At 65.1% G+C, this 17,958-nt stretch carries 16 protein-coding genes and 1 pseudogene; 2 read left to right on the top strand and 15 right to left on the bottom strand.

Features of this window, described 5'->3' with window-relative positions:
- Window positions 1-26: 26 nt before the first annotated feature.
- The 6 genes from AC0V7N_RS14415 to AC0V7N_RS14390 all read right to left on the bottom strand — a co-directional run bounded on the left by AC0V7N_RS14415 (window position 27) and on the right by AC0V7N_RS14390 (window position 5,675).
- Entirely contained in the window at window positions 27-1,175 is a 1,149-nt protein-coding gene (locus AC0V7N_RS14415) for a GNAT family N-acetyltransferase (protein WP_475458526.1), read from the bottom strand.
- A gap of 148 nt (window positions 1,176-1,323) precedes the next feature.
- The gene (locus AC0V7N_RS14410) at window positions 1,324-1,599 is read right to left on the bottom strand and encodes a hypothetical protein (RefSeq protein ID WP_475458524.1); all 276 of its coding nucleotides are present in this window, start codon (window positions 1,597-1,599) and stop codon (window positions 1,324-1,326) included.
- Between the two features lie 143 nt (window positions 1,600-1,742).
- On the bottom strand, window positions 1,743-3,239 hold the full coding sequence (locus AC0V7N_RS14405; RefSeq protein WP_475458522.1) for an aldehyde dehydrogenase family protein: 1,497 nt from the start codon (window positions 3,237-3,239) through the stop codon (window positions 1,743-1,745).
- Between the two features lie 19 nt (window positions 3,240-3,258).
- Window positions 3,259-4,176, bottom strand: a complete 918-nt coding sequence (locus AC0V7N_RS14400; RefSeq protein ID WP_475458519.1) for an intradiol ring-cleavage dioxygenase — start codon at window positions 4,174-4,176, stop codon at window positions 3,259-3,261.
- Between the two features lie 29 nt (window positions 4,177-4,205).
- Window positions 4,206-5,267 (bottom strand): maleylacetate reductase, encoded by a 1,062-nt coding sequence (locus tag AC0V7N_RS14395; protein ID WP_475458517.1) that lies wholly within the window; start codon window positions 5,265-5,267, stop codon window positions 4,206-4,208.
- Between the two features lie 117 nt (window positions 5,268-5,384).
- Window positions 5,385-5,675 (bottom strand): YciI family protein, encoded by a 291-nt coding sequence (locus AC0V7N_RS14390; RefSeq protein ID WP_475458514.1) that lies wholly within the window; start codon window positions 5,673-5,675, stop codon window positions 5,385-5,387.
- Window positions 5,676-6,003: 328 nt separating this feature from the next.
- Here AC0V7N_RS14390 and AC0V7N_RS14385 point away from each other — a divergent pair, with 328 nt between their 5' ends.
- Together AC0V7N_RS14385 and AC0V7N_RS14380 are read left to right on the top strand one after the other, a co-directional pair.
- The gene (locus AC0V7N_RS14385) at window positions 6,004-8,106 is read left to right on the top strand and encodes an oxidoreductase (RefSeq protein WP_475458512.1); all 2,103 of its coding nucleotides are present in this window, start codon (window positions 6,004-6,006) and stop codon (window positions 8,104-8,106) included.
- A gap of 9 nt (window positions 8,107-8,115) precedes the next feature.
- Window positions 8,116-9,654 (top strand): trimethylamine methyltransferase family protein, encoded by a 1,539-nt coding sequence (locus AC0V7N_RS14380; protein WP_496627911.1) that lies wholly within the window; start codon window positions 8,116-8,118, stop codon window positions 9,652-9,654.
- A 205-nt stretch (window positions 9,655-9,859) separates the two neighbouring features.
- On the opposite strand, the gene AC0V7N_RS14375 is transcribed toward AC0V7N_RS14380, so the two are convergent.
- The 9 genes and pseudogenes from AC0V7N_RS14375 to AC0V7N_RS14335 form a co-directional block, all read right to left on the bottom strand.
- The gene (locus tag AC0V7N_RS14375) at window positions 9,860-10,540 is read right to left on the bottom strand and encodes a TetR/AcrR family transcriptional regulator (protein ID WP_475458510.1); all 681 of its coding nucleotides are present in this window, start codon (window positions 10,538-10,540) and stop codon (window positions 9,860-9,862) included.
- Window positions 10,541-10,586: 46 nt separating this feature from the next.
- Window positions 10,587-12,149: an ABC transporter substrate-binding protein gene (locus tag AC0V7N_RS14370; protein ID WP_475458507.1), complete on the bottom strand. Its 1,563-nt coding sequence runs from the start codon at window positions 12,147-12,149 to the stop codon at window positions 10,587-10,589.
- A 1-nt stretch (window position 12,150) separates the two neighbouring features.
- Window positions 12,151-13,179: an oligopeptide/dipeptide ABC transporter ATP-binding protein gene (locus AC0V7N_RS14365; protein WP_475458505.1), complete on the bottom strand. Its 1,029-nt coding sequence runs from the start codon at window positions 13,177-13,179 to the stop codon at window positions 12,151-12,153.
- On the bottom strand, window positions 13,176-14,141 hold the full coding sequence (locus AC0V7N_RS14360) for an ABC transporter ATP-binding protein (protein WP_475458503.1): 966 nt from the start codon (window positions 14,139-14,141) through the stop codon (window positions 13,176-13,178). The genes AC0V7N_RS14365 and AC0V7N_RS14360 overlap by 4 nt, the downstream gene beginning before the upstream one ends.
- Entirely contained in the window at window positions 14,138-15,025 is an 888-nt protein-coding gene (locus AC0V7N_RS14355) for an ABC transporter permease subunit (protein ID WP_496627910.1), read from the bottom strand. The genes AC0V7N_RS14360 and AC0V7N_RS14355 overlap by 4 nt, the downstream gene beginning before the upstream one ends.
- On the bottom strand, window positions 15,009-15,416 hold the full coding sequence (locus AC0V7N_RS14350; protein WP_496627909.1) for an ABC transporter permease subunit: 408 nt from the start codon (window positions 15,414-15,416) through the stop codon (window positions 15,009-15,011). The genes AC0V7N_RS14355 and AC0V7N_RS14350 overlap by 17 nt, the downstream gene beginning before the upstream one ends.
- Window positions 15,350-15,958, bottom strand: a complete 609-nt coding sequence (locus tag AC0V7N_RS14345) for an ABC transporter permease (protein ID WP_496627908.1) — start codon at window positions 15,956-15,958, stop codon at window positions 15,350-15,352. Before AC0V7N_RS14345 ends, AC0V7N_RS14350 begins: the two co-directional genes overlap by 67 nt.
- Window positions 15,959-15,974: 16 nt before the next feature.
- Window positions 15,975-16,979, bottom strand: coding sequence for a CocE/NonD family hydrolase C-terminal non-catalytic domain-containing protein (locus AC0V7N_RS14340; RefSeq protein ID WP_496627907.1), 1,005 nt, complete (start codon window positions 16,977-16,979; stop codon window positions 15,975-15,977).
- Window positions 16,922-17,869, bottom strand: a pseudogene (locus tag AC0V7N_RS14335) (CocE/NonD family hydrolase); the annotation flags it as partial. The pseudogene AC0V7N_RS14335 and the gene AC0V7N_RS14340, both read right to left, overlap by 58 nt.
- Between the last annotated feature and the right edge of the window lie 89 nt (window positions 17,870-17,958).

Genomic DNA, 17,958 nt, shown 5'->3' with positions numbered 1-17,958 from the left:
CGGTTCCCACTTTTCGGGATCATGCTCTAAAAGTGCTCCGCCACCCAGGGCGGCGGTCCGGCAAACAGCTGGTCACACAGACGCATGGCAGCCACATCGCCGATCACCTGGCCATACTGCGCCAGTTTCGAGGCGCTGCGAAAGCCCGTGAATATCTGCGCGAAAGCCTGGGCCTGCAGGGCAACGGTCGGGCACCCGCCGGCCGCCTCGCGGACCTCGACCGCGCCGCCCCTGATTTCGATCTCCAGCGCCGCCTCCGCTGAGCCGAGCCGCAGCGCCAGCCTGATATCGTCGGCATGATAGCCGCGCTGGCGCAGCGCCGCTGCCGGATCGAGCACCCGCAACAGCCATTCCTCCTGATGCGCGAGGCGCCAGCCCTTGTCCGGCATCGCCGCCACCAAATCGTCCTGCGGGCCGCCATGCCAGCGCGCCACCGGATAGACCGAGCGGAACCTGGCCAGGAACGACAGCAGCCCTTGCGCGGCGTCAGGCGAAGCGGCGTACCAGTCGCGGACATCGAGACGAGCCTCGTCACTCATATCGAGGATCAGATAGGCAGCATCGCCTTCGCAGAGATAGGCAGCGAGCGCATCGGTCGGTTCTCGCCGCAACGCGTTCCAATGCGCCGGGCCACGGCTGAGCAGCCCGGCCTCGCGGCTCGCCTTGACGGCATAGGCAGCGGCAAGGCGCGGATCGTCGAGCTCGACGCGTTCGAAGGCGAGCCTGCTCGCCGCCGGCAGGCTGGCCGTCTCGGCTTCATAGACGATTTCATGACCGGCAAGCTCGAAGCCGCTCTTGCGATAGACCGGCCGCGTCGAGGCAAACAGCGTGGCGATGGCCGCGCCCTTGCCCTGCGCCTCCGCGCACAACGCGTCGACGAAAGGCACCGCCAGCCCCTGGCCGCGACGCTCCGGCGCGATCGCCACATGCGCGATATTGGCCGCCCGCACCGGTCTGCCGTGAAAGACATGCGCCGTCTCGAGCAGCGCCGCGCAGGCCTCCGGATGCCCGCTTTCGCCGCGCAGCAGCCGCAGTGAACTGAACCCGACACTGGCGATATATTCCTCGGATCGTGCCTTGCCGAAGCCGAAAGCCCAGCTCAGCAGGCGTGCGATTTCAGGCGCATCCCCGGCCGTTGCCGCTTCAACGGTGACGGATTTGGAGTTTTTTTTCATGATTTTCTCACGATTGGCGATTTCCATCATATCCTGAAATCGCCAATGCGCAATGGGCAGCAAAACAGAAGCGGCATCGAGCCGTCGCTTATGTCCGTAAGCTCTCGTGAGGATAGCGGCCTATGTCTGCCAAAGGCAGATCAGCCGATCATTTCCCGCAATGGTGGTCGTTGATCTTGTTTATCGCGTTCGCGTCCGGCCCCACCCGATGGTAGGAACAGGCGCCCGCCGCCGTCGTGAACAGCTGCTGGTCGTAATAGCGCGGACCGCCGAACAGGAAGTCGATGAGATCGTCCTGGGCGGGAACGTAGCGTTCCGGCTCGGCCTGGTGGTGACGATGCTTGCCTCCGGCCAAGGCGGACGAGGACACAACGCAGCCCATAGCCAGGGCAACAGCGCAGATCGCAAACCGTTTCGTCGTCATCGGCAACACCCTCCTGGCCATTCGCATTCCCAATATAGGCAAAAATCGCCAGCCGAACAAAGGTTCCCTGATAGCGGTTTGCCTGCCTTGCGATTTGCATGCCGCCTTTCGCAGGCCGGCCTCACCTGAATATCGGCACACCCCTAGTCGGTCTGGATCCAGACTGACTTCGTCTCCATGTACTCATGCAGATGCTCGATGCCGCCCTCGCGGCCGTAGCCGGACATCTTCATGCCGCCGAACGGCACCGCGGGGTCGATGGCATGGTACATATTGACCCAGACCGAACCGGCCTTGATGCGGCGCGCCAGCTTGTGCGCGGTGCCGAGATGGGTGGTGAAGACCCCGGCAGCGAGGCCATAGGGCGTGGCATTGGCGCGCACCACCGCCTCGTCGAGCGTGTCGAAGGGCATGGCGGAAATGACCGGCCCGAAAATCTCTTCCCGCGCGATGGTCATCTTGTCCGACACCGCGCCGAAGACCGTGGGCGCGATGAAGTTGCCGCCATCGTAGAGCGCGCCCGTCAGCCGCGAGCCGCCGGCGACCAGTTCCGCCCCCTCATCGCTGCCAGCCTTGATGTATCCCTCCACCTTGCCGGCCTGCCGGGCATTGATCAGCGGCCCGATTTCGGTCTCAGCCTCGATGCCATGGCCGATGCGCAGCTTGCCGGCGAACTCGGCGACCCGGCGCACGAATTCGTCGTGGATTTCGCGCGCCACGAACAGCCGCGAGCCGGCGATGCAGATCTGGCCCGAATGCACGAACACCGCCATCGCCGCGACCGGAACAGCCTTGTCGATGTCGGCGTCGCGGCAGACGATGATCGGCGACTTGCCGCCGAGTTCGAGCGAAACGCGCTTGAGGTTCGTCACGCCCGCGCGCGCGATCGCTTGCCCGGTCAGCGTCGAGCCGGTGAAGACGATCTTGTTGACGTCTGGATGTTCGGCGAGCCGCGCGCCGGCCTCGGCGCCTGTACCGGTGACGATGTTGACGACGCCGTCCGGCACGCCGGCTTTCTGCATCAGCCGCGCGATCAGCAACGGTGTCAGCGAGGCGTCCTCGGAAGGTTTCAGCACGACAGTGCAGCCGGTGGCGAGCGCCGGCGCGATCTTCCAGATCGAGGCGGCGGTCGGCGCGTTCCAGGGAATGATCGCACCGACGACGCCGACCGGCTCGCGCCTTGTGAAGCTGACGATCTCACCTGGGATTGAATTGTCTATGGATTCGCCATGCAGCGTCGTCGCCATGCCGGCATAGAAGCGCAGCATGCCGATGACCCGGCGCCGGTTGGCGAGCGTACGGGTGATCGGCAGCCCCATGTCGAGCGTGTCGGAAACGCTGAGCTCTTCCCAATGCGTTTCGAACAGATCGGCGATGCGCAACAGCACGCACTGCCGCTCATAGGGCGAGAATTTCGACCACGGACCTTCGAAGGCCGCGCGCGCTGCGGCCACCGCCGCATCGATGTCGGCGGCCCCGCCACGCGGCACCGTGGCCAGCACTTCGCCCGTCGCCGGGTTGAGCGCCTGCATCACCTCACCGGACTGTGCCGCGACCCACTTGCCGCCGATGAACATCGGCCGGAATTCGCCATGGTAAAGCGTCGTGGCCTTCGCCCTCGGGTCGAAGCTCAGCGTCATCTCTTCCTCCTTGCAAGTCTCAGGCCGCGTCCGCCGGTTTGCGCGCCAGCACGAAATCCCAACTCACCGCCCAATAGGGCGATGTGAAACCAAGCTCTGCCGCGCTGGCCGGGTCCGTGACCGCCTTGAAATCCGCGACCAGCGAATCCTTCACGCCAAAGACCGCGTCTTCGGCGAGATACTGGCAATCGGGCGTGAAGATATGGGTGATGACCGGATCATAGCCCGGCGCGCTGATGATGAAATGGATATGGGCGGCCCGGTTGGGATGGCGTCCCAGCGCCGCAAGCATCTTGCCCACGGGGCCGTCGTCCGGGATCGGGTAGTAGCGCGGCTTGACGGCGCGATACCAGTAGTCACCGTTCTCGCCGCTGGTGAACACGCCGCGCAGGTTCCAGTCCGGCTGCAGCCCTTTCTGCTGGACGTCGTAGAAGCCGTCGTCATTGGTCTGCCAGACGTCGATCAGCGCGCCGGCGACCGGTTTGCCGTCGGTATCCACCACGCGTCCGCGCACCACCAGCGGCTCGCCCTTGCCGTCCCGGCAGATGTTCGCGCCGTGCTCGTAGCGCGGCGCCTCGGGCACGTAGAATGGTCCCAGAATGGTGTTCTCCGTCGCGCCGTTCGGTCGCCGGTGATTGATGGCGTCGACCAGCATCGAGACGCCGAGCGTGTCGGACAAAAGGATGAATTCCTGCCGCCAGTCCGAACACATCTGGCCGACTTCGGTCAGGAAGGTGACGCCCTTGAGCCATTCCTCATGCGTGGGCTCGATTTCCTTGATGGCGGCGTGCAGATGCTTGACCAGCACGCTCATCACCTCGCGCAGGCGCGGATCGACATCGGGCCCCATGCGCGCGTTGACGACATCGACCGAGGTTTCCTCCTCGAAATAGGGATATTTCGGCCGCTCAGCGCGCCTGGCCTCGACTTTGCCCAAGATGATCCTCCTCCATATGGCGCCGCGCCTCAGGGGCGCGGCCGTTGCCCGGCATAGGCCTGGGCGATCAGGCCCTTGATCGCTTCGCGCTCCAGCGGGCGCGGGTTCCAGTAAGGGTTGGACAGCGCCCTGTCCGTCGCAAGCTCGATGCCGCTTTGCGGCATGCCGATGTCCGCAAGCGCGCGCCGTGCACCGACCCTTCCAGCAAGATCGTAGAGCGCCATGGCCGGCTCGTCCGTGCCGAGCACCTCTCCAAGCTTGTGCATCACATCGGGCACCGCCGGCGCGTTGTAGGCAAGCGCGTGCGGAAGCACGATCGCATGCGTTTCGGCATGCGGCAGGTCGAAGCTGCCGCCGAGCGTATGGCAAAGCTTGTGATGCAGCGCCATGCCCACCGAGCCGAGGCAGATGCCGCAAAGCCAGGCGCCGTACAGCGCCTGTGCGCGCGCTTCCCGGTTGCCGGGATCGTCGGAGATGATCGGCAGGGCGGCGGCAAGCGCGCCGATCGCTTCTGTCGCCATCAGGCTGATGACCGGGTTGCGCTCGCGTGCATAAAGCGCTTCGACCGCATGCGCGATCGCATTCAAGCCGCTGGTGCCGGACATGGCCGCGGGCAGCGACAGAGTGAGGTCGATGTCGTAGATCACCACCTCCGGCAGCACTTTGGGGCTCGATTGGGTGACTTTCACCCCATCCCTGGTCTCGCCGAGGATCGGCGTCATTTCCGAGCCGGCATAGGTGGTCGGCACCACGATCTGCGGCAGGTCGGTGCGCAGCGCAATGGCCTTGGCCAGACCCGTGGTCGAGCCGCCGCCCACGGCAACGAGCCCGTCGGCCTTGATATCCAGGATGACGCGCAATGCGTCCTCGGTGATCTCCACCGGCGTGTGCATCGTCGCCCGCGCGTAGACGCCGGCGGCGCGGCCGCCAAGCTGTTCGACGAGGCGTCGCGCTCCCGGCTCCTGCGGCGGCGTTGCCAGCACGGCGACCCGCCTCAAACCCAGCCGATCGAGCTCCGCGGGCAGCTGCCGGATGGTGCCGGATCCGAAAATGACGCGGGTCGGCTGGGCGTTATAGACGAAGGGTTCCATGAATTCGCCTCGGGCTTAGAGCAATTCCAGGAAAAGTGTGAAACGGCTTTCCCACAGGAATTGCGTCAAAACAAATAGTTAGAGCAGTTCGCCGTTTCCGTGAAACGGTGAATTGCTCTAGCTCCGGTTGTCGACGCGCATCAGGAACGGATTGATGCTGACCGACTGCCAGACATTGGCCGCGTTGAAGGGATCGGCGGCATTGAATGCCCTGACATCCTCGATCTTTTCGGCGGAAAACACAAAGAGCGAGCCGATCATCGTCTCGCCGTCCCCCGCCAGCAGCGGACCCGAGATGACGGTCTTCACCTGCCCCTGGGCAAGATGCGCCTTATGAGCATCATAATTGGCCAAGCGCCTGGGCAGGGCGTCGGCATGGTCCAGGCAGTGGACGGCAAACAGTGTCACGATATTCCTCCCAAAGTGCCCGGCAGACCGTGGCCAGCGATCTGAACGCGGCGACTCCCAAAAGGGGTCGAGCGGCCTTCGAGGCTGGCGAGGAACGACAGGCGAGCAGAAGGTAGCCCGAAATATGGCTGACCGGTTCCAAGATCTGTCCAATTTGGACAAATATGATCGTATTGTGAACACCGACGACCGGCCCGCCGAAACACCATCGCACGGGCTCTCCTTTTCGGACCGATCCCTGCGCCGATGCTTTGGGCCATTGCGTTCTGCAATATCAGCGAATATGCTTGTTGTACGATCGTTCAACAAGCGTGTTTGCGAAGCCCCGATGACCTGCAATCCCCGCTACGAAATCCTGTTCGAGCCGATGCGTATCGGGCCGGTCACCGCGCCGAACCGCTTCTACCAGGTGCCGCATGCCAGCGGCATGACCAACGCGCTGCCGCGCGTTCGTGCCGCCTTTCGCGAGGCCAAGGCCGAGGGCGGCTGGGGCGTGATCTGCACCGGCGCCTGTTCGATCGACCCAAGCTCGGACGATGCACCACTGCCTTTCGCCGCGCTGTGGGACGACAACGACATCCGCGCCCATGCGCTGATGACGGAAGCCGTGCATCGCCATGGCTCGCTGGCCGGCGTGGAGCTCTGGCATGGCGGCGCGTCCGTCATGAACAGGGCGAGCCGCCTGCCGCCGCTGTCGCCGTCGGGAATTCCGTGGATGGCCACCCATGTCGGCTTCATGGGCAATCTGCGTCCGAAGACCATGGACAAGGCCGATATCAGGGAGGTCCTGCGATGCCAGGCCGAGGCGGCGCGCAAGGCGCGCACGGCCGGTTTCGACGTCGTCTATGTCTATGCCGGCATGGGCTATCTCGGCTACGAATTCCTGCTGCCGGAATACAATCATCGCGTCGATGAATACGGCGGGTCGATCGAGAACCGCGTGCGCTTCGTGCGCGAGATGATCGAGGTCACCAAGGACGCCGTTGGCAAGGATTGCGGCATCGCCTTGCGGGTCAGCCTCGAGGAACTGCGCGGCCGGCCCGGCCGTAACCAGCCTTCCGAGGCGCACGAACTGATCGAACTGCTGGCCGACCTGCCCGACCTGTTCGACGTCAAGATGGATTCCAGCCCGACCGACTGTTCGGCGTCGCGCTTCACCGGCGAAGGCAGCCACGAGCCGGTGATCGATTTCGTCAAGTCGCTGACCAAGAAGCCGGTGGTGGGCGTTGGCCGCTTCACCTCGCCCGACACCATGGTTTCGCAGATCAAGCGCGGCGTGCTCGATTTCATCGGCGGCGCGCGGCCCTCGATCGCCGACCCCTTCCTGCCGGCCAAGATCCGCGAAGGCCGCGAGGCCGAAATCCGCGAATGCATCGGCTGCAACATCTGCATTTCGAGCTGGCATGACGGCGTGCCGGTACGCTGCACCCAGAACCCGACCGCCGGCGAAGAATGGCGGCGCGGCTGGCATCCCGAACGGGTCGAGCCCACCGACAGACCGGAGCGCATCCTGATTGTCGGCGGCGGGCCAGCCGGGCTCGAATGCGCGCTCACCCTCGGCCGGCGCGGCCATGAGGTGACGCTTGCCGACGCCAGCCGCAGCTTCGGCGGGCGGCTGACCTTCGAGAAGACACTGCCCGGCCTGTCGGCCTGGAACCGCGTCGTCGATTACCGCCTCGGCCGTCTCGGCGAGATGGGCAACGTCTCACTCTATCCCGAGAGTGTTTTGGGCGCGGACGAGATCATCGATCTGGCGCCAGACCGCGTGGTGCTGGCGACCGGCGCACGCTGGACCAACATGCTCTATTCCTCGATGGAGATTCCGGTCGGCATGCTCGACCATCCCAATGTGTTCACACCCGACGACATCGCCGCCGGTAGGCTCCCGCAAGGGCCGACGCTGGTCTTCGATTTCGACAATTACTACATGGGCGGTGTCCTCACCGAGCATCTTGCAGCGCAAGGTATCCCGGTCAGCTACGTCACCCCGGCAGGTCAGGCTTCTGCCTGGACGATCATGACCAACGAGCTGCCGCTGGTGCATCGCGCGCTGGCGCGGCGCAAGGTGCCGGTGACGACGCTGAATCTCCTGAAATCCTTCGACGGCGAGATGGCGACGCTGGCGCATCTGTTCACCGGCGAGGAGAGCAGCATTGCCTGCCGCTCGGTGCTGATCGTTGGGCTGCGGCTGCCGCGCAACGAGCTGTTCGAGGCGTTGACTGAGCGGGCGGATGCTCTTGCGGCCGCCGGCATCCGCAGCGTCGATCGCATCGGTGACACGCTAGCGCCGGGCGCGATCGCTCACGCGGTGCATAGCGGCCACAAGCTTGCGCAAGAGATCGGTGCGAAGACCCGCTGGCAACCCTACCGCCGCGACACGCCGATCGTCGATGCGGTGGCGGATTTCGATATGCGCACGGCAGCCGAATAGGAGAAGGTTATGGAGCGCATCACGGCACGTCGCAGACCCGGCCGCCCGCAGCGCGAGATCGGCGGCATCGAGCAGCGGCCGTGGAAGCAGCTGACACGCCCCTACGCGCCGATCGAAATCCTGTCGGCTGATCAGGTGCAAACGATCCACGAAATGGGCCTGACCATCCTTGAGGAGATCGGCATGCGCGTGCTGCAGCCGCAGGCGCGGCAGTTCTATCGCGCCGCCGGCTGCGACGTCGACGAAGGCGAGATGCAGGTGCGCTTCGACCGCGCCATGGTCATGGAGCGCGTCGCCATGGCGCCGTCATCGTTCGAGCTGCGCGCTCGCAATCCGGAGAAGAACGTCAAGGTTGGCGGACGGCACTGCATCCTGTCGTCAGTCGGCGGGCCGGCCTATGTCATGGACAATGATCGCGGCCGCCGGCCCGGCACCTATGCCGAGATGTGCGATTATTTGAAGCTGATCCAGTCGTTCAACGTGCTGCACCAGGAAGGCGGCGGTCCGTTCGAGCCGCTCGACCTGCACCAGAACACGCGCCATCTCGACCTCTACTATGCCGAGATCACCTTGCTCGACAAGAACTGGCAGCCACAGACGCTCGGCCGCGGTCGCGCCACCGACGCGCTGGAGATGGTGGCGATATCGCTCGGCACGACGCGCGAGAAGCTGGCGCAGGAGATGCCTGTCTTCACCGGCATCATCAACACCAACTCGCCGCTGCAGCTCGACGAACCGATGGCCGAAGGGTTGATCACATTGGCCGAGCATGGACAGGTCAATGTCATCACGCCGTTCACGCTGGCCGGCGCGATGAGCCCGGTGACGCTTGCCGGTGCACTGTCGCAGCAGCATGCCGAGGCGCTGGCCGGCATCGTGCTGACCCAGATCGTGCGCCCCGGCGTGCCGGTGATGTATGGCGGCTTCACGTCGAACGTCGACATGAAGACCGGCGCGCCGGCCTTTGGCACGCCCGAATACACGCAGGCCGCGCAGATCACCGGGCAGCTCTGCCGGCTGATCGGCGTGCCGTTCCGCTCCAGCAATGTCACCGCCGCCAATTCGGTCGATGCACAGGCCGCCTATGAGAGCGCCATGTCGCTGTGGGGCTGCCTGATGGGCGGCGCCAACCTGGTTCTGCACGCGGCCGGCTGGCTCGGCGGCGGGCTGACCGCATCATTCGAAAAACTGGTCATCGATGCCGAGATGCTGCAGATGATGTCGGCCTATTTCGACCCGCCCGTGGTCGACATCGACACGCTGGCGCTGGAGGCGGTGCGCGAGGTCGGCCCGGCCGGGCATTTCTTCGGCGCGGCACACACCATGCAGCGCTACGAGCGCGCCTTCTATTCGCCGATGGTGTCCAACTGGGACAATTACGACACCTGGATGGAGCGCGGCCAGATCACCGCGCGCGAGCGCGCCAATGTCGTCTGGAAGCGCATGGTCGCCGAATACGAACAGCCGCCGATCGATCCCGGCATCGACGAAGCGCTGCGCGACTATATGGAGCGGCGCAAGCGCGAGGGTGGTTCGCCGCTGAATTGAGGGCGAGCTCATTTGAGGTTAGCGCCAAGCACCCCCCTCTGTCCTGCCGGACATCTCCCCCTCAAGGGGGGAGATTGGCCGCTTCATCGGAGGGCTCTTCTTTCAACGCTGATGATTGGCGAAGGCCGAAGTGACATCCGATCTCCCCCCTTGAGGGGGAGATGTCCGGCAGGACAGAGGGGGGTACAGCGCCGACCTGAAATTCTTATCCGCCCCGCAGCGGCCCCACCTGCCCTTCAAGCATCTCGAACCCCGCCGCCTCCGCCGCCTGTGGCGTCACCACGCTTTCGTCGAGGCACCATTCGAGCCACAGCCCGTCGACCAGCGCGATGAAATTGCGCGCCAGCGCCGGCGCATCGACTTGCCTGCCGCGCGGTACGGCAACCGCGGCGATGTCCTCGGCAAGCTCCGCCCGATAGGCATCGTAGAGTTCGCGGTGCGCCGCCTTGAGACGTGGGTTGACGGCGATCTCGCCCCACAGCGACAGCCAGATCAGCAGGTTCTCGCGGCTGAAATATTCGGGTGAAAAGTTGGAGTGCACCAGGGCGGCAAGTGCCGCCTGCGGCGACCAGTCCGATGTTTCGGCGCGGCGGCGCTTGGCCTCGGCGATCTGGTTGTTGACGCTGGCGTAGAGCGAAGATTTGTAGACCTCGACCAGCAACCCATCGAGGCTTTCGAAATGGTGGTTGATGAGGCCGCGCGAGACGCCGGCCTCCTTGCAGATGCGATCGATGGTGAAGGCGCCGATGCCGCCAACGGACAGGCAGCGTGTCGCCGCCTCGATCAGCATGGAGCGGCGTACATCCGCCTGTTCGCGGCTGAAGCGCGGCGGAGCCTTCTTCGCGCCGCGCTTCCTTTTTGCACCATCTGGTTGGGCTTCCGTCATGGACCCCAGCTAATCGATTATGCCCTTCCTGTCCATGAAGGCGCGTTCAGGCCTTCTTCTTGAACAGGACGGGATTGGGGTGGCCGTCCGGATAAATAACCGGGTCGAAAGCGGTCTTGTGGATGGCGACCAGCGGCTGGTGGCAGATGAAGACGAAACCGCCGGACTGCTCCATCAGATCCTCCATGCGGTTCGACAGAGCGATGCGCTTGGCCTCGTCGCTTTCCGCCACCAGCTGCTGGTAGCTGGTCTCGAACTCCGCGCTGTCGAAGCCGGACCAGTTGTAGGCGCCGATCTGGTCGGGGCGGAACCAGACCAGGTTTTCCGACGGATCGATGCCGCCGGCGAAGTCCATCAGCGCCAGATCGATGTTCTTGTAGCCATCGCCCTGCGTCTTGTCGCCGACGCCCCAGAAGGCGGCCTCGTCATAAGGCTGGATCTCGACCTTGATGCCGGCCTGTTCGAGGCTGGCCTGGATGATCTGCGCGGTCGCCGTGCGGATGGAATCGTTCATCACCGTCAGGGTCAGCGACAGATCGCTGACGCCGGCCTCTTTGAGCAGCGCGGCGGACTTCTCATAGTCGACTGCTGCGATCAGATTGCCGGCGCGCGCGAATTTGGTGCCGGGCTGGACGACGCCGGTGGAGCGCTTGGTCAGGTCGTCATAGACGCCGGTGAGGACCTGCCCGACATCGATGCCATACTGCACCGCCTGGCGGACCTTCAGATCCTTGAGCCGTGGGCTCAGCATGTTGATGGTCAGCCAGACATAGCGGGTCGATTGCGCCTCGATCAGCGTCGTATCGGCGGGTGGGCTCGCCTTGACCGCCTTGGTCGCCGAAATGGCGATCTTGGTGTAGTCGAAGGCATCGGCCTCGTAGGCGAGTTGGGCAGCCTGGTCGTCCGACACGACATAGATTTCGACCTTCGAAAAGTCCGGCTTCGGACCCGGCCAGTCCGGGTTGGCGGTCAGCGTCACCTTCTGCTTCTGCTGCCAGTCGGAGAAGAGATAGGGTCCGCAGGTTGCCGGCGGCTGCGTGGTGAACTTACCGCCCGCCTTCTCGGTGCCGGCGCGGCTGATGATGTGGCCGCCATAGTAAGGCAGGCTGGTGACGAAGATCGGCTGATAAGCTTCCTTCAGATGGATGATGCCGTTGCGGGCATCGACGACCTCGACGCGATCGAGTTTTTCGAACTGGTAGGCCCAGGGCGATGCCAGCGCCTTGTCGGCAATGCGTTCAAACGAGAATTTCACATCGTCAGCGGTGACCGCGCCGAAACCACCGGACCATTTCAGCCCGTCGATCAGGGTGAAGGCGATGGTCTTGGGGTCTTTCTGTTCAAGCTTTTCCGCGCCCCACAACGACCAGGGCGAGCCCTTCCGGATGTCGCCGAAATGGTTCAGCGAGACATAGATGCCGCGCATCATGACATCCTCGATGCCGCCATTCATGAAGGCAGGATCGAGGCATTGCAGATCGCCCTCCATGCGGATGCGCAGCGTGTCGCCGGTGGCCGACCAGGCAAAGCCTGGCTTCATCGCCAGGCCGGCGCCGAGCACGCCGGCCGCCTTCAGGAATGCACGTCTGTCCATGGTCCATTGTGTCATGTCAGTTTCCCCTTTGGTTTGCGGAAGCGCGTGAAAAGGCTTCCCGTTCTTGCCCACCTGAAACCAGCGGGAAATGGCAGCGCACCATCCGATCGGCGCCCATCGGCCGATAGGCCGGCGCCTCGGTCTTGCAGCGCTCACGCGCGATCGGGCAGCGCGTGTGGAACTCGCAGCCCGAGGGTCGCCGGAACACGCTCGGAATCTCGCCGGTGACGGCAGGGGTCTGGCTGCGCCGGCGCGGGTCGGGGATCGGCTCGGACTGGATCAGCGTCGCGGTGTAAGGATGCATCGGCGCGGAGAACACATCCTGCGTCGGGCCCGTCTCGACCAGCCGGCCGAGATACATGATGGCCAGCCGGTCGCTGACATGGCGGATCATGGCGAGGTTGTGGGTGACGATCATCGCGGCGAAACCGAGTTCGCGCTTGAGCTCGCCGATCAGGTTGAGCACGTCGCCCTGCACCGAGACATCGAGCCCCGCGGTCGGCTCGTCGGCAAGCAGCAGGTGCGGCTTCATCGCCAGCGCGCGGGCGACGCCGACGCGGCGCGCCTGACCGCCCGATAGCTCGTGCGGAAAGCGGTCGACGAAGGAAGCCGGCAACCCGACCAGCGCCAGGAGTGCCTTGGCCGCGGCGCGGCGATCCGGCATCGGGATACCCTGGATGATCTGCGGTTCGGTCAGCAGCGTGCCGATGCGCAGGCGCGGGCTGAGCGAGGCGACAGGGTCCTGGAACATCATCGCCGAGCGCCGGCGCATGGCGCGGAAGTCGGCCGGTGTCGCCACGTCCCTGCCCTCGAAGACGATGCGGCCGGCGGCCGCTCGTATGAGGCCGAGGATGGTGCGGGCCAGCGTCGTCTTGCCGGAACCGGATTCGCCGACCATCCCAAGCGTTTCGCCGGGCATCAGCGACAGCGTCACGCCGTCGATGACGTTGAAGCCGGGCAGCGGGAACGGATTGATCAGCCGGTTGAGCAAGCCACCGCGAACGAAGCTCACAGAAAGATCTTCGACGGCGAGCAGCGGGCTCATGGCGTCACCGCATGGCAGCGCGCGACACGGGCAGCGCCGAGTTTCACCAGCGGCGGCGCGATCGAACCGCATGGCGCGAAGGCGCGGTCGCAGCGCGGTGCGTAGACGCATCCCGATGGCGGCTGGGTCAGGTTGGGCAGCGAGCCGGGAATGGTCGGCAGCCTGTCCAACCGTTCGTGGAAACGGGCAGGATCGCAGGCGAGCAGCGCTTGCGTGTAGGGATGCTGGGCGTCGTGGAAGATCGCGTCGACCTCGCCGCCCTCGACCACCTCGCCGGCATACATGACATAGACCCGGTCGCAGAGTTCGGCGATAACGCCGAGATGGTGCGAGACGACGATGATGATGCCGTTGTACTCGCGGCGGAGTTCGCGCAGCAGATGGATGATCTGCGCCTCCATGGTGACGTCGAGCGCCGTCGTCGGTTCGTCGGCGATGAGCAGGCCGGGATCGGTCAACAGAGCGGCGGCGATGGCGACGCGCTGGCGCATGCCGCCGGACAGTTCATGCGGATAGCTCTGCATGCGCCGTTCGGCGTCCGCAATGCCGACGCGACCAAGCATGGCGGCGATGCGCGCCCGCTTCTGCGCCCGGCCAAGGTCCTTGCGGTGGTGCTGGAAGTCGACGAGCTGGTCGCCGAGGGTCAGCACCGGGTTGAACGCCGTCATCGGATCCTGGCTGACCAGCGCGATCTCGTCGCCGCGCAACAGGCGCTGATGGTGCGCGTCGAGCTTGGCCAGGTCGACGCCGTTGTAGCGGATCGACCCGTCGATACGGGCATTGGCCGGCAATAGATTGGCCAAAGCGGTGACCAGCGTGGACTTGCCGCAGCCGCTCTCGCCGACAATGCCGATGACCTCGCCGGGATGCGCCTCGATGTCGGCATGGCGAAGAGCGTGCACGCTGCCATGCGGCGTCTCGTAGCGCACGCTGAGATCACTGGCGGCGAGCGAGCCGGTCATGCCGGCCTCCGCAACTGCAGGCGCGGATCGAGATAGTCGCGCAGGCCCTCGCCGAGGAAGGTGAAGCCGAGCGTCGCCAGCACCAGCGGCAGCCCGCCGAAGATGACCATGAAGGGTGCGGCGCGGATCGAAGTGTAGCCGTCATAGAGGATCGAGCCCCAGGACGGCGTCGGCGGCCGCACACCCAGGCCGAGGAAACTCAGGCCCGCCTCGACCATGATGACGACCGGAATATCCATCGACAGAAGGATGATCAGCGGGCCGACGACATTGGGCAGCAGGTGGATGAAAATGATGCGCGCCGCACTGGCATCGATCAGGCGTTCGGCGAGGATGTAGTCGCTGTTCTTCAGCGCCAGCGTCTGCGCCCGGATCAGCCGGGCATAGCTCGGGAATGAGGTCGCGGCGATGACGATGATCAGCGTGCCGGTGCCGGCGCCGAGCAGGGTGATGATGGCGAGCGCGAACATGATCATCGGCAGCGAGTTCAGGCTGTCGAACGTGAGCACCAGGATGGCATCGAGCCACCGCGGGCCATAGCCGGCGATCAGCCCAAGCATCAGGCCAATGGCGCCGGCGATGGCCACCGAGACCATGGCGATCGTCAGCGCGGTGCGCGCGCCATAGATGACGCGCGACAGGAGATCACGACCGAGATGATCGGTGCCGAACCAATGTTCGACCGATGGCGGCTGCAGCTTGTGCAGCACGTCGATCTTGACCGGCGAATAGGGCGCCAGCCATGGCGCGAAAATGGCCGTGACGAGGAAGCCGGTGACCAGGATCAGCGCCACGCAGGTGAACGGATCGGCAAGCAGCGCGCGCAGCAGCGGAAACCGTTGTCGGTCCGGAATGGACAGCGAGGCATCAGCCACGGAAGACATCGCGCACCCTCGGATCGAGCCGCGCGATCAAAAGATCGGCGGCAATGGTGATGGAGACATAGATGGCGGTCATGATCAGCACCGTGCCCATGACGACGGGATAGTTGCGGGTGTTGACGGCGTCGGTGATCAATTTGCCGATGCCGGGCCGGGCAAACACCGCCTCGACGAAGACGGCGCTGGACAGGATGCTGCCAAGGCCGACGGCGACCAGCGAGATGGTCGGGATGATGGCGATGCGCAGCGCATATTTGGAGACGATCTTCCACTCGGGCAAACCAAACGAGCGCGCGGTGCGGATGTGCGGTTCGCCCATCACCTCCATCATCGAGGCACGCACCATGCGGGCGATGTAGCCGATCCAGCCGAGCGCGATCGCCGCCGCCGGCATGACCAGCGCCTTGGCCTGGCTGACGAAGTCCCCGCCTCGCCGGCGCCGATGGCCGGCAGCCAGCGCAGCGTGACGGCAAACAGCAGCAGCGAATAGATGGCGACGACGAAGGACGGCACGGCAATGACGCCAACGGAGAGCACGCCGATGACGGCATCGGCCGCCGTGCCGCGCCGCATCACCGACAGGCAGCCGAGCGGCACGCCGATCAGGAGCGCGACGGTAAGCGCCGTCAAGCCTAGGATCAGCGTGTTCGGCAGCGCTTCCAGCACCAGGGTGGAGACGGGCCGGTTCGACCAGACGTCGTAGCCGAGATTGCCGGTCAGCGCGTTGCGGAAGAATTCTATGATCTGCCACCAGACAGGCTGGTCGAGCCCCATGCGCTCGATCAGCAACCGCTTCAGTTCCGGCGTGGCGCGCGGACCAAGCGCCACGGTTGCCGGATCACCGGGAACCAGGAAGACGGCCGCGTACATGGCAATCATGACGAGGACGAGGATCAGGAGGCCGAGACCGATGCGCTTCACTGCATATGCGAGCATGGTCTCCCTCCTTTCCTCAGGCGAAATCGCGCCTGATGCGCCGCGTTGCCGATGCGCTGTGGACGAGCGTGCCCCGTTCTCGCGCCTCAAGCCGCCAACTCAGGTTGAAATGGGTTTCATCGGATGTCAGCTCGGTCACGGCGATCGCTTCGGTGTCGGCCTCGCCGCTGGCGATCGCCCAGCGATATTCGGTGACAAGCTTGGCCGACTGCGGATCATCGGCGCGGATGCTCATCGTGTCGCTGTTGGCCGAGGAGACGGTGATGCCGCGATCGTCATAGCGTCGGCGCCCATGGTTCGAGGTCAGTGCGATGGTCTGCACGCCCGACACGACATCTTCGGTGACAATGCGGCGATCGAAGCCTTCGTCCAGTGTCGTCGTGGGAACCGGCGGCGCGGTTTCGGCCGGCTCGAAGCGGACGTCGCGATCCCGAGGCGATGGCGGCCGCACCGGCAGCATCACTGTGCTGTCGCCGGTTGCGACCGAGAGCGTCGACAGCTTCGGCTGCGGCCACAGGATCGGCCAGTGCTGGTTGGCCAGCGCCAGACGGATGCGATGGCCTTTGGGTATGGTGCGGGCGAAATCGTTGAGCTTCAGCTTGACACGGAAGGGCGTCCCAACCGGACACGGTGTCGGATGCTCATGGCTGTCGCGATGGCTGAGATTGAGCACGCCATAGGTCATCAGCGCCGAAGTGCCATCGGGATAGACATCGCAGAGCCGAGCCGAGAGATTGACATGCGGCTGGTCGACGGTGACGAGCAGATCCAGCTCGGGCGCGCCGAGCAGGGTCAGGTCATCGTCGAGCGGAGTAGTGTCGAAGCACAGCGCCATGCCGTCTTCGCGGCGCTGGTCGATGGGCATGTCCGGACAGGAGCCGCCATAGCCGCCCCAGCGGCCGCATCGCGCCCGGCGGTGGCCGGCGAACGGACTGAAAGCGTCGCTCCCGGCGCAGGCTTGCTGCTCAGTCCGGCAGCGTTCAGATGCAGCGTGCGACGCTCGATGCGCGGCGACGGCCACTGATCCTCGGCGGCCCAGCTTCCAGCATGGTCAGGCAGATAGAAGGGCTGCGGCCGTTCTTCGCCGATGACCCAGACGCGATAAAGCGGCTCGTCCATGATGCCGGTGTCTTCGCCACACAACCAATGGCGCCACCAGCGCAGCGCCTCCTGCAGATAGCCGATCAGCGGTCCCGGCGCGCCGCGGCAGGGATAGGCATGCGACCAAGGCCCGACAATGCCGAGTTTTGGACCCGGCAGATGCTCAAGCAGGCGGGGGACAAAATTCGAGTAACTGTCCTCCCAGCCGCAGACGGCCATGACGGCGCATTCGATCGCGGCATGATCCTCGCAAACGGAGCCCTGCCGCCAGTAATCGTCGCGGCGCTGATGCGCGAGCCACACTTCCGAGAGTGAACTTGTTGCGGCAAGCCGGCTCATCCACATGGCGCGCCAGGCGTCGCCGACGATCTGCGGGTCGGGCGGCATCGCCTTCTTCACCAGCATGAAGTTCGACCACATCTCCTGCTCGGTCAGCAGCGCGCCGCCCATATAGTGGATGTCGTCGGCGTAACGGTCGTCGGTGGCGCAATTGGCGATGATCGCCTTCAGGGCCGGCGGCCGGCGCGCCGCGACCTGCAGCGCGTTGAAGCCGCCCCATGAAATGCCGGTCATGCCGACATTGCCGTTGCACCAGGGCTGGGCCGCCAGATGCGCGATGATCTCGCAGGCATCTTCCTGTTCGCGCGGCAGATATTCGTCGGCCAGGTCGCCGTCGGAATCGCCTGAGCCCCTGATATCGATGCGGGCACAGGCGATGCCGTGGCCGGCAAGCCAGGGATGGATGTCGATGTCGCGCGCCACGGTGCCGTCACGCCGGCGATAAGGCACCATCTCGACGACGACGGGCACCTTGCCCTCGCTGCGCGGACGCCACAACGTCGCTGCAATACGAGTGCCGTCGGCCAGCGTGATCCACAGCGGATCGACGGTTTCGACGG

The sequence above is a fragment of the Mesorhizobium kamtschaticum genome, from assembly GCF_056174585.1.
This window is presented reverse-complemented; position numbering and strand designations above follow the sequence as displayed.